General features: G+C 60.7%; 10 protein-coding genes. 4 read left to right on the top strand and 6 right to left on the bottom strand.

Annotated elements, in window-relative coordinates; all coding sequences use genetic code 11:
* Positions 1–84 precede the first annotated feature (84 nt).
* The 3 genes from HMPREF3055_RS05115 to uvrB form a co-directional block, all read right to left on the bottom strand.
* On the bottom strand, positions 85–1,290 hold the full coding sequence (locus HMPREF3055_RS05115; RefSeq protein ID WP_070629634.1) for a TerC family protein: 1,206 nt from the start codon (positions 1,288–1,290) through the stop codon (positions 85–87).
* A 363-nt stretch (positions 1,291–1,653) separates the two neighbouring features.
* The gene (locus tag HMPREF3055_RS05110; protein WP_246822827.1) at positions 1,654–2,433 is read right to left on the bottom strand and encodes an ornithinee aminotransferase; all 780 of its coding nucleotides are present in this window, start codon (positions 2,431–2,433) and stop codon (positions 1,654–1,656) included.
* A 248-nt stretch (positions 2,434–2,681) separates the two neighbouring features.
* Positions 2,682–4,850 carry an excinuclease ABC subunit UvrB gene (gene uvrB / locus HMPREF3055_RS05105; RefSeq protein WP_070629632.1) on the bottom strand — a complete coding sequence of 723 codons (2,169 nt, stop codon included), beginning with the start codon at positions 4,848–4,850 and terminating at the stop codon, positions 2,682–2,684.
* A 441-nt stretch (positions 4,851–5,291) separates the two neighbouring features.
* Here uvrB and HMPREF3055_RS05100 point away from each other — a divergent pair, with 441 nt between their 5' ends.
* From HMPREF3055_RS05100 to HMPREF3055_RS05090, 3 genes are all read left to right on the top strand, one after another.
* Positions 5,292–6,434 carry a FecCD family ABC transporter permease gene (locus HMPREF3055_RS05100; protein ID WP_083309168.1) on the top strand — a complete coding sequence of 381 codons (1,143 nt, stop codon included), beginning with the start codon at positions 5,292–5,294 and terminating at the stop codon, positions 6,432–6,434.
* Positions 6,434–7,390, top strand: coding sequence for an ABC transporter ATP-binding protein (locus tag HMPREF3055_RS05095; protein WP_083309167.1), 957 nt, complete (start codon positions 6,434–6,436; stop codon positions 7,388–7,390). Before HMPREF3055_RS05100 ends, HMPREF3055_RS05095 begins: the two co-directional genes overlap by 1 nt.
* 160 nt (positions 7,391–7,550) lie before the next feature.
* Positions 7,551–8,702 carry an ABC transporter substrate-binding protein gene (locus tag HMPREF3055_RS05090; RefSeq protein ID WP_246822826.1) on the top strand — a complete coding sequence of 384 codons (1,152 nt, stop codon included), beginning with the start codon at positions 7,551–7,553 and terminating at the stop codon, positions 8,700–8,702.
* 152 nt (positions 8,703–8,854) lie between these two features.
* Here HMPREF3055_RS05090 and HMPREF3055_RS05085 read toward each other — a convergent pair whose 3' ends face one another.
* Entirely contained in the window at positions 8,855–10,057 is a 1,203-nt protein-coding gene (locus HMPREF3055_RS05085; RefSeq protein ID WP_246826899.1) for a 2-oxoglutarate dehydrogenase, read from the bottom strand.
* A 311-nt stretch (positions 10,058–10,368) separates the two neighbouring features.
* Positions 10,369–11,055 carry an IMPACT family protein gene (locus HMPREF3055_RS05080; RefSeq protein WP_070690205.1) on the bottom strand — a complete coding sequence of 229 codons (687 nt, stop codon included), beginning with the start codon at positions 11,053–11,055 and terminating at the stop codon, positions 10,369–10,371.
* A 58-nt stretch (positions 11,056–11,113) separates the two neighbouring features.
* On the opposite strand from HMPREF3055_RS05080, the gene coaE reads away from it, so the two are divergent.
* On the top strand, positions 11,114–11,749 hold the full coding sequence (gene coaE / locus HMPREF3055_RS05075; protein ID WP_070738348.1) for a dephospho-CoA kinase: 636 nt from the start codon (positions 11,114–11,116) through the stop codon (positions 11,747–11,749).
* A 224-nt stretch (positions 11,750–11,973) separates the two neighbouring features.
* Here the strand turns inward: coaE and rpsA are convergent, their stop codons facing one another.
* Positions 11,974–13,428, bottom strand: a complete 1,455-nt coding sequence (gene rpsA, locus HMPREF3055_RS05070; protein WP_005506223.1) for a 30S ribosomal protein S1 — start codon at positions 13,426–13,428, stop codon at positions 11,974–11,976.
* Between the last annotated feature and the right edge of the window lie 425 nt (positions 13,429–13,853).

Raw genomic sequence — 13,853 nt, 5'->3', positions numbered from 1 at the left:
CCCCTCACTCCGGTTGATCCGGTGTGAGGGGCTTTAGTGTTAGCGTTTAGCCTGGTGAGGCTGCACGCTCAGTAGCTCAAACTACTACTTCGAGGAGGAAGCGTGCGCATCCTGTGCGGTGCGGGCACGCATCACGAGGGCGTGGTATTCGTCTTCCTTCTCGATCAGCTCTTCACGCAGCTTGGCGGGAATGGCGTTGAGCTTCTCGGTTTCCTGCTGCCAACGGGCGGTGATGTCCGCACGCTCGGCGGCAGGTGCATCCTCGGGCAGTGCCAGGTACTTCTCGGAGAGCGCCTGAACACGCTGAATGGTCTGCAGTGCGCGCCCCTTGGGGCTGAGCAGCGAGGCAAGCACGGTAATGATCAGAACGCCCACGATGACCATCAGCGACATTTCGGTGCTGATTTCGATGACGTGCACGGGCTCGCCGTGGTTGATGAACGGCAGGTTGTTCTCGTGCATTGCGTGCAGGATGAGCTTCACACCAATGAACGCGAGGATGGTCGCCAGGCCGTAGGAGAGGTAGACGAGGCGGTCCAGCAGGCCGTCAATGAGGAAGTACAGCTGGCGCAGACCCATGAGGGAGAACGCGGTCGCGGTGAACACAATGTAGACGGACTGGGTGAGGCCGAAGATCGCGGGGATCGAGTCGAGTGCGAAGAGCAGGTCGGAACCGGCGATAGCGACCATGACGAGCATCATGGGGGTCATGACGCGCTTGCCGTTTTCGATGGTGAAGAGCTTGTCGCCGTCGAAGTGGTCGCTGGTCTTCAGGTACTTCTTGGCGAGGCGGACCATGATGTTGTCGGCTTCGTCGTCACCGTCGCCTTCGGTGATTTCGTCCTTGAGCAGGTTACCTGCGGTCATGAGCAGGACCAGGCCGAAGATGTAGAATACCCAGGCGAAGGAGTTGATGATCGCCGCGCCAGCGAAGATGAAGGAGCCGCGCGCCAGGATCGCGAAGACGATACCGAAGAGAAGGACCTTCTGCTGATTCTCACGGGCGACACGGAAGGTGCCCATAATGATCATGAAGACGAAGAGGTTATCGACCGAGAGAGCTTCTTCGGTGATGTAGCCTGCATAGAATTCAGTGGCGGCGGAGGGGCCGTTCGTCACGAAAATATACAGACCGAACAGCAGCGCGATGCCGATGTAAATACTCGACCAGATGGCCGCTTCCTTGACGGAGGGTTCGTGCGCCTTACGAACGTGGAACACGAAATCGAAGGCCAACAGACCCGCGATGATGAGAATAGTAACCAACCATTGCAACCCGGTAACTTCCATGGGGAGCCTTTCTTGTGGTGTGCGTACAGGACCACAAGTCTCTCCCGCCGATCTGAATGGAGGTCGGCTCGATTCACCGGTTAGGCGCCTTCGGCTAACGTGCTGACGATGAGTCGATTGGTGGGATACTCCCTTGCTCGGTGAACGATTATACAGCAGGTTGAGGTTTTCGCACAGGAGCCCCTCCGGAGGGTTTTTCAGGAGCGAGGCACGCCGAAGTGTAAAAAGGCACAGCGCAAAAAAGGCGCGGTGTAGAACGTGGTGTATTGCAAATCAGCACGCACAGATCGACACCGCGCCGCAAGCCCACATAAAGGTAGCCCTCCCCGTTAACTATTACGGGGAGGGCTACCTTTCATTCAGTTAGGAGACCATGTTGAAGGTCGGCGGGGTGAAAGCAATCGCGTTCACCTGCTTGTTCGTATCAAGCGTGCCGTTCTCCTGAATCGTCGGGACGGTAATAACCACCTCGAACTGGTACATGCCTTCCATGAGCTTATCGCCACGCAGCGCAAAACGCGCGGAGATGCCGGTCGCCTTATCATTCACGCTCGACGCAAACGGAATGACCTGACCCTGAACGGTCTGAGTCTTGCCGTTGCGGGTCATAACGGTTGCCTTGCCGGTCGGGTCAGTCGTGAAAATCTGGCGGTCAATGATTTTACCCTCGGGCGAGAAGAGGTAAATGTCCATGGACGGGTGCAGGTGCGTGGTGCCGGTCGTCGCCTCCAGCGCGGAGACGTTGTAAGTCATCACGAACTCACCGCAGTTCAGGTTGAGGTCGCCCTCGGGGCCGTGAGTCGCCTCGTACACGGACATGAGGCGAATCGTTGCGGGGTTCGGTGAGGTTGCGTTCTCCATGGACCACCACGCCTGACCGGTCTCCGGCGCAGTCACGGGCTTGTTCTTGGTGCGCGACTGCAGGGCGCCACTGGCGGGATTGGTAATCATCCAGCCACCGACCTGGGTGAAGTCCGGGCCGTGTACCGTCTTGCAATCATCAGCCGAAGCAGCGAATGCGGGTACCGCCGTAGAGGCGGCAATAGCGGGCACAGCCCAAAGCGCGCCGCGGGTGAGGTTGCGGCGGGTAACGGAACGAGCTCCCGTAGTGTGTTCGTCTGAAGAGTTATTCGAAATAGTCACAGATTTTTCTTTATCGTTCGGAAGCATCACGGTGTTATTTGATACGTAAAACACCTTGATAGTCTACAGTATCTATCTGCACTCAGTGGAACTTCACGAGCAATGAATTATCTCATGGCGAAAAACCCAAGTCAGACCCCTAAACACCGGGCTTAGAGCACCAGGCTTAGAACACCGGGCTTAGAGCACGGTGTTTAGGGCATCAAGTTTAGAGCACCGGGTTAGAGCACCGGGTTAGAGCACCGGGTTTAGGCGTGACCCGCCTCCTTCATCAGGCGCAGCTCCTTCTTCAAATCGGCAAGCTCATCACGCAGACGCGCCGCCAACTCAAACTGCAGGTTCTCCGCCGCCACGCGCATCTGCTCGTTCATCTGCTCAATCAAATCCAGCAGATCCTCGGCGGGTGCCGCAGCCAGACCGTCGGCGCGAACGCGCGCCTCCGCACGGGCGAGAAGCTCCTCCGACTCCGGGGTGCTCGTGGCAATCTTCGACGAGGTCGCAGAACCGGTCTTCGCACCCGCACTCACCGTACGGGCACCCTTCTTGCCGCTCTTACGCAGCTGCAGAAGCTCGCGGGTGTCCTCTTCCTCGCGGGCGAGCACATCCGTAATATCGGCAATCTTCTTACGCAGCGGCTGCGGGTCAATGCCGTGCTCGTGGTTGTACGCCTGCTGAATCTCGCGGCGGCGGTTCGTCTCATCAATCGCCACGCGCATAGAATCCGTAATCTTATCGGCGTACATGTGCACCTGACCGGACACGTTACGCGCCGCACGACCAATGGTCTGAATCAGCGAAGTGGTCGAACGCAGGAAGCCTTCCTTATCGGCATCCAGAATCGCAACCAGGGACACTTCGGGCAGGTCAAGGCCCTCACGCAGCAGGTTAATACCGACCAGCACGTCAAAGGTGCCCAGGCGCAGCTCACGCAGAAGCTCCACACGGCGCAGGGTGTCCACGTCAGAGTGCAGGTACTGCACCTTCACGCCGTGCTGCAGCAGGTACTCGGTCAGATCTTCCGCCATGCGCTTAGTGAGGGTCGTGACCAGCACACGCTCATCACGCTCAACGCGCACGCGAATCTCCTCAAGCAAATCATCAATCTGACCCTTGGTCGGTTTGACCACGATCTCGGGGTCAATCAGGCCGGTCGGGCGAATAATCTGCTCCACATAACCATCAGCCTGCGACAGCTCATACTTGCCGGGGGTCGCCGAGAGGTAAATCGTCTGACCGATACGCTCCAGGAACTCCTCCCACTTCAACGGGCGGTTATCCATCGCCGACGGCAGACGGAAACCGTGCTCCACGAGGGTGCGCTTACGGGACATATCGCCCTCATACATGGCACCAATCTGCGGGACCGTCACGTGCGACTCGTCAATAATCAGCAGGAAATCATCCGGGAAATAATCCAGCAGACAGTTCGGGGCGCTACCGGCGGCACGACCGTCAATATGGCGCGAGTAGTTCTCAATGCCATTGCAGAAGCCCATCTGCTCCATCATTTCCAGGTCGTAGGTGGTGCGCATGCGCAGACGCTGCGCCTCCAGCAGCTTGCCCTGGGATTCGAGGGTCTGCAGGCGCTCACGCAGCTCATCCTCGATGGAGGTAATAGCCTTCGCCATGCGCTCGGCGCCGGCAACGTAGTGGCTTGCGGGGAAGACGTACATCTCTTCTTCCTCGCGAATCACCTCTCCGGTCAGCGGGTGCAGGGTGTAAATCGCCTCAATCTCATCACCGAAGAACTCAACGCGGATCGCGTTCTCCTCGTACATGGGGATGATTTCGACGGTATCGCCGCGCACACGGAACGTGCCGCGGTGAAAGTCCATGTCATTACGCGCGTACTGCATCGCCACGAACTGGCGCAGCAGCTCGTCGCGGTCAATCTCCTCACCGCGACGCAGAGTCACCATCTGCTCAATGTACTCCTCGGGCGTGCCCAGACCGTAAATGCAGGACACGGTCGAAACCACCACCACGTCGCGGCGAGTCAGCAGGGAGTTCGTCGCCGAGTGGCGCAGACGCTCCACCTCCTCATTGATGGAGGAGTCCTTCTCAATGAACGTATCGGTCTGCGGCACGTACGCCTCAGGCTGGTAGTAGTCGTAGTAGGAGACGAAATACTCCACCGCATTATTCGGTAGCAGCTCGCGCAGCTCATTCGCCAGCTGCGCCGCCAGAGTCTTATTCTGCACGAGCACCAGAGTCGGACGCTGCACCGCCTCAATCAGCCAGGCTGCGGTCGCGGACTTACCGGTACCGGTAGCGCCCATCAGCACGATGTCCTTCTCACCGTTCTGCACACGCTCGGTGAGCTCGGCGATAGCCTTTGGCTGGTCACCGGCAGGCTGGAAGGGGCTGACCACTTCAAAGGGGGCGACGATGCGGTTAATTTCGGGTGCGTAGCTCATGTATCCATCCTAGGGGAAAGCCGCCCAATGCGCCCCAGGATTGGTCACCCTTTTCTGCTGGCGCAATACAATGACGTGCAATAGCCCAGACACGACAGGTAACAAGCCATCACCATGAAAGTGCCCAAGTTCATAAAAGAGGTGGCGCAAAAGATAAGGGTCTTTCGACTGGTTCATCTGCGCTACCGGGCAGGAGGCGAGCGGGAGCATTCTCCCGCACGATAACGGTGCTCTTAGGAACAGTGCTCTTAGGGGTGGCCGCTCTCCCCCGCAGCCGCCGCCGCTCACGGGCACCGCACCGCAGAAGATAAGCGGCAACACATAAAGACTTATGACGGGCGCTCCGCACTCACCCCCTTTGCCTCCTTGATGTGGCTCACATATGTTTAGAGCGCATACACGCAGACAGAACGGGACCACAAGAGCGCACGGAAGGACTCCATGAGCACGACCACGGAGACAGCTTCACAGGCAACTCCGAACGAATCCACAGAAGCGAACCCGGAGGCGAACCCCACCGGCGCGCCGGTTGCCACCTTAGCTGCCAAGGCCGAGCATCGCAGCACCCTCTTCGCGTCCTCGTACCCGCTGATTCTGCTCATCGCCCTCACCATTCTGTTGGGCGTCACCTACCTCTCACTCATCACCGGCAGGTACCCGCTCGAATTGGACGAGCTCTTCCGCATTCTCGGTAAGAACTGGTTCGGCATGGACCTGAAAGTCTACAAGCCCGCCGAAAACATGCTGCTGACCGTGCGTATTCCGCGTCTGCTCGCCGCCGGGCTCATCGGTGCCGCCCTCGCCATTGCGGGTGCCACCTTCCAGGCGGTCTTCCGTAACCCGTTGGTCTCCCCGTACCTGCTGGGTGTTTCGCAGGGTGCGTCGGTGGGTGCCGCCTCCGCCATTCTACTGGGTGTGGGCACGAGCATCGCCATTCAGGGTTCTGCCCTGGCCGGTGGTCTTGCCGCCGTGCTACTGACCGTGAGCATTCCGCGTCTGCTCAAGAATCAGTCCACGCTCATGCTGGTGCTCTCCGGCGTGATTGTGGGTGGCTTTGGCACCGCCGCGCTGGGTGCGTTGAAGTTCATTGCGAACCCTGAAACTCAGCTGGCACAGATCGTGTTCTGGCAGATGGGTTCCCTGCAGGACGTACGCGCGGAAGCACTCACGCAGTTTGCGCTGGTGGCGGTGCCCTGCATTCTGTTGCTCTTGGCGATGCGTTGGCGCATCAATATCCTCTCGCTCGGTGACGATGAGGCGCGCACCCTCGGCATTAACCTGACCCGCACCCGCGGTATCACCATTCTGCTGGCAACCCTGGTCACCGCGACCAGCGTGTGTATTGGCGGCCCGATTTCTTGGGTTGGCCTGGTCATTCCGCACCTGTGCCGCCTGCTGGTCGGTAGTGACACGACCAAGCTCATGCCGCTGTCCATTCTGATGGGTGCTTCGTTCATGATGTTCGTCGATACCCTGGCACGTAGCCTCACCAGTGCGGAGGTGCCTTTGAGCGTACTGACCGGCTTCATTGGCACACCCCTGTACGTGGCGCTACTGCTGTTTGGAAAGGTTCGGGTGAAGTAATGTCGTCTTCCATTCCCGATGCTCAGCACCGCACGGATGCGAGCGCCGAGGTTCTGCTACACCTGGACGGTGCGGGCTTCCGTTACGGCCACCGGGGCGGGCACATCAAGCGCCGCCGCACGGATCACCGCGCTGGTCTGCACCGTTCCGGGCACCGCTCCAGCCGCTGGATTTTCCGCAACGTGAACCTGCAGGTGCGACGCGGTGAGGTCCTCGCCATTCTGGGTCGCAACGGTGTGGGTAAGTCCACCCTGTTGAACTCCCTGATTGGTTTGCACTCGCTCACCGAGGGCACCGTCCACCTGGGCGGTGAGCCGCTGGATTCTTTGACCGCGACTGAGCGTGCCCGCCGCATCGCGTACCTTCCGCAGATGGAAGGTCACGGCATCTCCTACACCGTGACCGAGTACCTGCTGATGGGTCGCGCACCCTATATCGGGTTGTTCTCTTCGCCCTCGCATCGTGACCGTGAGCAGGTGCACACCGTGATGGAGGAGCTGGGGCTGCTCGACCTGGCGCACTCCCCGCTGGATCAGCTGTCCGGCGGTCAGCGTCAGCAGGTGGGTATTGCCCGAACCCTGGTGCAAGACGCCCCGCTCATCGTTCTGGACGAGCCGACGAGCGCCCTCGATGTGGCGAATCAGGCGAAGGTTCTGCGGAAAATTCGGCAGCTGCGCGATGCCGGGTACGGGGTCATCTTCACGACCCACAACCCGGATCACGCCCTCATGCTGGATGCGACCGTCGCCCTGCTTGGTGCGCGCGATATGCCCGATACCGTGCCAAACGCAACGCCGGAGGTACCTGCAGATGCGCCGGCTCAACTTTTGACGGGCCGCGCCTCCAAGGTGCTCACGAGCGAGGTTCTCTCCCGCACCTTCAATACCGGCCTGACGGTGGCTTACTCCCCCGAGCTGGGTCGTTCCAGCGTGCACATGACGAGCCTCGATATCTGAGGCTCCGCAGCGTTTAGATTTCCGGCGGTGGTTTGGGTGGCACACAAGAGATACGGTAGAGGTGCCCTTTGTCTTGTGGGAGGCGTGTCCCTAGCACGCCTGCCCCACCCAGGCCGCCGCCGGGTTATTCACCCACCCTATCGACACAGAAAGACACATCATGAAGATTACGAAGTTCCACACCGGCATTGCCCTGACCACTTCCCTGCTGCTGGCTGCGCTGACCGGTTGCGGTGCCGCGAACACCGCCTCCTCCTCTGCATCGGGTTCCGCCTCGAGCTCGGTGTCCGCTTCCGCCTCCTCTCAGAGCTCGAAGAAGCACACCAGCTTCTTCGTGAAGGATAACGGTGACGGCACCAAGGTCATTAAGGACATTGACGGCAAGGAGGTCACCGTACCCACCACCCCGGAGCGCATCGCTGACCTGTGGCACGCAAACAACCAGGTGGTTCTGCTGCTCGGCGGCGCTGAGAAGCTGGTGTCCACCACCTCTACCGTGAAGTCCCTGGCATGGTTCAAGCAGGTGTACCCCGGTATTGAGAAGGTTGACGCGCCGGTGAAGGGCACCGACGTGAACATGGAGCAGCTGCTTGCCGATAAGCCGGAGGTGCTACTCGCCTCCTCGAAGGAGCAGATTGCGAAGGCATCTGAGGCGGGTATCCCGGCGGTGCACGTGGAGTTCCAGAACTTCGCGGATCTGAAGCGCACCGTTGAGCTGACCGCCGAGGTCATTGGCACCGATGAGGCGATTGAGCGTGCCGAGAAGTACCTGGCGTACCTGGAGAAGAACGAGAACCTCATCAAGGAGCGCCTGCAGGGCGTCACCGAGTCCCCGAAGGTTCTGCACATTGCGGGCGGTTCTGACCTGACGAAGGTGGACGGCTCGAACTCCCTAATTGGTGAATGGATGAAGCTTTCGGGTGCGAAGAACTCCCTGGACGGCGTGGAGAACTTGAAGAACATTTCCCTGGAGCAGATTATTGCCTCACAGCCGGAGTACATCATCATTGGCGGCGCGGATGCGCAGAAGGGCGTGGACGCGATTAAGGCGGACGCCGCGTGGGCTGACGTTCCGGCGGTGAAGAACGGCAAAATTATTAAGAACCCGGTCGGCACCTTCAACTGGGACCGCTACTCCGCCGAGGAGGCTCTGCAGATTCTGTGGGCGGCGAAGCTGTTCCATCCCGAGAAGTTCTCCGACGTTGACCTGGTGAAGGAGACCCGCGAGTTCTACTCGACCTTCTACGGCTACCAGCTGACCGAGGATGAGGCGCAGCGCATCATCAACGGTCAGGGTCCCGCGGCTAGCTAATCCGGCAACTAGCTCGCCTGGCGATTGGTTAGTTCGTTAAACACGTACCGCCCGGAACCGTGCTCACAACACGATTCCGGGCGGTATTTTATTGGTTTGTAGCCGTGGGGCGCCACAGTGATAGTTGACGGCAGCGCTAGTTGACCGCAGTGCTAGCGCACCTCCACGGTGGCTCCGGCGAGGCTCATCAGCGCCCGGTTCGTTAGCGGAAGGTACCCGTTCAGGGCGCTCAAAATCAGCTGCATGGTGCGCTCTTCATCCTCCACGCTCAGCCCGCGCGGAATGCCCACACCCGGCACGCAGATGCGCTGCTTGTACAGGTCAATCACCGCGCACACGGTGCGGTTCGGCACGTCCAACACCGGCAGCATGCCGCGGTGATTGATGGTGCGCAGGCCCTTACCGACCACGGCGGCGGTGCGGATATCCGGGCGGGCGCTCCTCGCGAACCGGGAGGTGCTCGCACCGTTCGCAAAAGCGGCAGGGTCGGGAATACTATTCGGCACCGCGCTCTTCTCGTTCAGCACAGACAGCAGCGGCTCCCCCACCGCGGCGGTGACCGCCACGTAGCGTACCTGCCGGTCCATGGCGTTGAGGAAGTCCAGTTCCGCGTACTCCTCCACGCGGTAGTTTTCGACCAGACCGGCCTCGCCCGACCCGGTTTCTTCCACGGTGCGGGTGATGACTTCTTCATCGTAGAAGCTTGCCACGCATACCTGCGGGGCGCCGCGCTCAATGCGGGCGCGGCACTGGTAGTCGTCGTCGAGCAGCCAGAGGGACAGCTCGTAGCCATCGGGCACATCGCGCACACCGGTCGCGAGCAGCACTTCGCTGCCGTCCAGGGAGAACGGCTCCCAGCCTGCCGGTTCAAAAGCGTTGAGGGCACCGTCCAGGGCGGGGTTGCAGGAGCCGAGGCTCGGCGCCTGATCAGCCGGGGTGAACGCCTCGGTGGAGGGCATGGCGATGGTGAGCCCGCGCATCCTGCCGGCGAGGCAGAGTTCAACCGCCATGAGCAGGTGGCCCGCACCTTCACGGCTCAGTGCTGGGCTCTGAACCAGGTGCGCCACGCCGGAGTTGTCCAGGCTGAGGTGTTCGCCAACTCCGCGGGCGGCGTTGGAGTAGCGGTTGTGCAGGCGCACCAGCTCGTCAATGGGCAGGGCGCGGCCCACGGCGCCGAACGCCTGAGCGATAGCGTGAACGTGTTCGGGGAAGACGCGGCAGAGTCTGCCGAGCTGACGGGCAAACTCCGCCGGACGCTGCGTGAGCACGCCCAGGAGGGTGCCGAGGTTCTGCTGGCGGTAGGCGTTGAGTAGCTGGGCGACGGTGGCGGGTTCAAGCTGCTCGGCAGTGCCCATCTTGGGGAGGCGCGCTCCCTGGCGGTTGAGAGTTGCGGTGCCGCCGCGGCTGCCCGCGGACTGCTCTGATGAGTTTTTGCCTGCTTGTTCTCGGTAGGTTCCCGGCTGCGTCACGTTTTCACGACCTCAGATATTGGATAAGCCTTTTGGCACTCCTTCTACCCTAGCAACAAAAACAGTCAATTACTAGGGTTAGAGTAACTATTAACTAAGGTTGGACTATCTTTTGGGTTTTGGGGGCTTTAGGCAGGCGCTCTAGCCCGAAAATCTGGGACCGGAAATCTAAGACCGAGAATATAGGGAGCGGTAACCTACACCGGCAAATCCACCCACTGAGTATCGCCCCAGGTCACGCTCGCTGCACCGGAACTCAGGCTCACCACCAGCTCCTCGGCACGTTCGAGCTCCTCGGGGCGATCAAACACGCCCAGAGAAATCGTGGCACCCTCCGCACCGTACTCGGTACCCAGCACGTTCAGTCCGGCGGCGCGGATCTCGTTCTCCAGGCGGCCCGCGTCCGCATGCGAACTGGGCACCTGACCCACGCGCAGACGCTCACGCGAATCGAACTGGGCCGAGTCCAGGGTCTGCACCACCGAATCAGTGTAGGCGCGCACCAAACCGCCCGCGCCGAGCTTAATGCCGCCGAAATAGCGCACGACCACCGCAACCACATCCGACAGGTCAGTAGTGCCATCCTCGCGGGTCTGACGCGCCAGCAGCGCCTGCATCATCGGCACACCGGCGGTACCGGCGGGCTCACCGTCATCGGAGGAACGCTGAATATCGCGGTCGGCACCAATAATGAACGCCGAGCACACGTGGCGGGCATCGTGGTAGGTCTTGCGCACCGACTCAATGTAGGCGCGCGCCTCCTCGACGGTGCTCACGCGCTTGATGTGACCGATAAATTCGCTACGCTTAATTTCGAGGAGGCTCTCATAGGGCTCATCGCCGCGCGGCACAAGGTAGCGGTTGGCGCGAGTTTCTTCCTGCATGTGTCCTCCTCTAATCAGTACCTATCTATTGTGGCACAGCCCGTCAGGAGCACCGTCCATGTCCCAGCCTTCTTCCCCCGCTTCTACTCCCCTGCGCCGTTACGCCCTGACCGGCGGTATCGGCAGCGGCAAGAGCACCATCGCCTCCCTGTTCGTTGAGCAGGGCGCGTTCCTGGTGGATGCGGACGCTATCTCCCGCTCCCTCATGGAGCCCGGCGAGGCGGTGCTCGCCCGCACGGTCGCGGAGTTCGGTGAGCATCTGCTCGATGAGGACGGCCGCCTCAACCGCCCCGCCCTGGCGCGTATCGTGTTCAATGATGAGCAGGCGCGCCTGCGTCTGAACGCAATTGTGCATCCCGCTATTCGTGAGCGTGCCGCACAGCTGGTGGAGCAGGCGCAGTCCGAACCCGGTTTTAGCGGCGTGGTGCTGGAGGATATTCCTCTGCTCGTGGAGACCGGCGACCCGTCCGCTTTTGAGGGCGTGGTCGTGGTGCGCACTCCCCTGGCGACTCGCCTGCAGCGCCTCGTATCTTCACGCGGCATGAGTGAGGAGGATGCGCGCGCCCGCATCGCCGCGCAGGCAACCGACGAGCAGCGTGAGGCGGTCGCAACCTGGATTATCGATAATGGCGGCTCGCTGGAGGAAACCGCCGAGCAGGTGCGCGCCGTCTGGGAGCAGATGACCGCCGCCTAAAATCCTCCCCAGCAACACGGGGCGCAGCAATACAGAGCACAGCAACACCGGGCACGTACCCCGGCTCCCAACGTCCCCCAACCCCGACTCACCCGGCCCCCAATAACGCAAAGAACCCCCTCACCTCCCAAACGGGAGGTGAGGGGGTTCCTCTGCTCTAGGCACCCCACGCGGGGGTTACCTATCGGCTATTACGCCTGATGAGTGCTCATCTGAGCGGCAGATTAGTTGCCGGTCAGCTTCTTGCGGAGCTCAGCCAGTGCCTCATCCGATGCGAGGGTACCTGCGGAAGCGGGCTCCTCGGAGGAGTAAGAGGTCGGTGCGGGCTCAGCTGCTGCGGGAGCTGCTGCTGCAGCCTCTGCGTCAGCCTCGAGAGCCTTAGCAACCTGAACCTTGTGAGCCTCGAAGCGAGCCTGTGCCTCTGCGTACTGTGCTTCCCAAGCCTCGCGCTGTGCGTCGAAGCCTTCCAGCCACTCGTTAGCCTCGGGGTCGAAGCCCTCGGGGTACTTGTAGTTGCCAGCCTCGTCGTACTCTGCAGCCATGCCGTACAGAGCGGGGTCAAACTCGGTAGCGTTGGGGTCAACGCCCTCGTTTGCCTGCTTGAGGGACAGGGAGATGCGGCGGCGGTCCATGTCGATGTCGATGATCTTAACGAAGACCTCTTCACCAACGGAGACGACCTGCTCAGCCAGATCAACGTGGCGGGTTGCCAGCTCGGAGATGTGGACGAGGCCCTCGATGCCGTCCTCAACGCGCACGAATGCACCGAAGGGAACGAGCTTGGTGACCTTGCCGGGAACAATCTGACCCAGAGCGTGGGTGCGAGCAAATGCCTGCCACGGATCTTCCTGGGTTGCCTTGAGGGACAGGGACACGCGCTCGCGGTCCAGGTCCACCTCGAGAACCTCGACGGTAACGGGCTGGCCAACCTCGACAACCTCGGACGGGTGGTCGATGTGCTTCCAGGACAGCTCGGAAACGTGAACCAGACCGTCCACGCCACCCAGGTCCACGAATGCACCGAAGTTGACGATGGAGGAGACAACGCCCTCGCGGACCTGACCCTTCTCCAGCTCGTTGAGGAAGGAGGAGCGAACAGCGGACTGAGTCTCTTCCAGGTATGCACGGCGGGACAGAACAACGTTGTTGCGGTTCTTGTCCAGCTCGATGATCTTAGCTTCGATCTGCTGACCGATGTAAGGTGCGAGGTCGCGGACGCGGCGCATCTCAACGAGGGATGCGGGCAGGAAGCCACGCAGACCGATGTCGAGGATAAGGCCACCCTTGACAACCTCGATAACGGTACCGGTAACGACGCCGTCGTTTTCCTTGACCTTCTCGATGTCGCCCCATGCACGCTCGTACTGTGCGCGCTTCTTGGAGAGGATCAGGCGACCTTCCTTGTCCTCCTTGGTGAGGACGAGTGCCTCAACCTCGGAGCCGAGCTCGACAACCTCAGAGGGGTCGATGTCGTGCTTGATGGACAGCTCGCGGGAGGGGATGACGCCTTCGGTCTTGTAACCGATGTCGAGCAGAACCTCATCGTGGTCGATCTTAACGACCTGGCCGGAGACGAGATCGCCGTCGTTGAAGACCTTGATGGTCTTCTCGACTGCCTCGAGGAATGCCTGCTCGTCGCCGATGTCGTTGATTGCGACCTGAGGGATGTTGGTGCTCATGTAGTGAGGGCTCCAATTGGATTTCTAATAGGTCGACGCTGCCGGTTCGCCGTTCAACACCCCCGAGTGGAGGCGCCGACCGGCTCACTTTTTCACCCCGGCGCGCACGGCATAGGGCCGCTAACGCCTTTGAATGAGGTGAGGAAACGTCGAGCTGACGGATACTTACAATGTGTACCACCCACCGGAAGCAGATGCTTCAAGCAGGGTGTACAGGCAATTCATGTTCATTTCTCCGAAGAGAAAAAGAGCATAGAAAACCTGTACGTTGGTACACGCGATTAATAGTGTACGGGAATCCCGGGCGTGTCGTCAATGGTTACGCGGCCGGAATTCCCGTACTTATTTGCGGTTTTGGATTGTGATTTGCAGTGGGGTGTTGAGGAGGGGACGGCGTTCGTCCTCGTTCCTACAGGGGCACCCGC

The organism is Rothia sp. HMSC061C12 (assembly GCF_001815755.1).
GTDB lineage: Bacteria > Actinomycetota > Actinomycetes > Actinomycetales > Micrococcaceae > Rothia > Rothia mucilaginosa.
Note: the sequence above shows the minus strand (reverse complement) of the source record. Positions and strands in the feature narration are given on the sequence as shown.

What these genes read in the sequence shown, in the direction of transcription:
- HMPREF3055_RS05115 (WP_070629634.1), bottom strand. Translation starts at nt 1,290, where the DNA reads ATGGAAGTTACCGGGTTGCAATGGTTGGTTACTATTCTCATCATCGCG.
- uvrB (WP_070629632.1), bottom strand. Translation starts at nt 4,850, where the DNA reads ATGAGCTACGCACCCGAAATTAACCGCATCGTCGCCCCCTTTGAAGTG.
- HMPREF3055_RS05100 (WP_083309168.1), top strand. Translation starts at nt 5,292, where the DNA reads ATGAGCACGACCACGGAGACAGCTTCACAGGCAACTCCGAACGAATCC.
- HMPREF3055_RS05095 (WP_083309167.1), top strand. Translation starts at nt 6,434, where the DNA reads ATGTCGTCTTCCATTCCCGATGCTCAGCACCGCACGGATGCGAGCGCC.
- HMPREF3055_RS05090 (WP_246822826.1), top strand. Translation starts at nt 7,551, where the DNA reads ATGAAGATTACGAAGTTCCACACCGGCATTGCCCTGACCACTTCCCTG.
- HMPREF3055_RS05085 (WP_246826899.1), bottom strand. Translation starts at nt 10,057, where the DNA reads ATGGGCACTGCCGAGCAGCTTGAACCCGCCACCGTCGCCCAGCTACTC.
- HMPREF3055_RS05080 (WP_070690205.1), bottom strand. Translation starts at nt 11,055, where the DNA reads ATGCAGGAAGAAACTCGCGCCAACCGCTACCTTGTGCCGCGCGGCGAT.
- coaE (WP_070738348.1), top strand. Translation starts at nt 11,114, where the DNA reads ATGTCCCAGCCTTCTTCCCCCGCTTCTACTCCCCTGCGCCGTTACGCC.
- rpsA (WP_005506223.1), bottom strand. Translation starts at nt 13,428, where the DNA reads ATGAGCACCAACATCCCTCAGGTCGCAATCAACGACATCGGCGACGAG.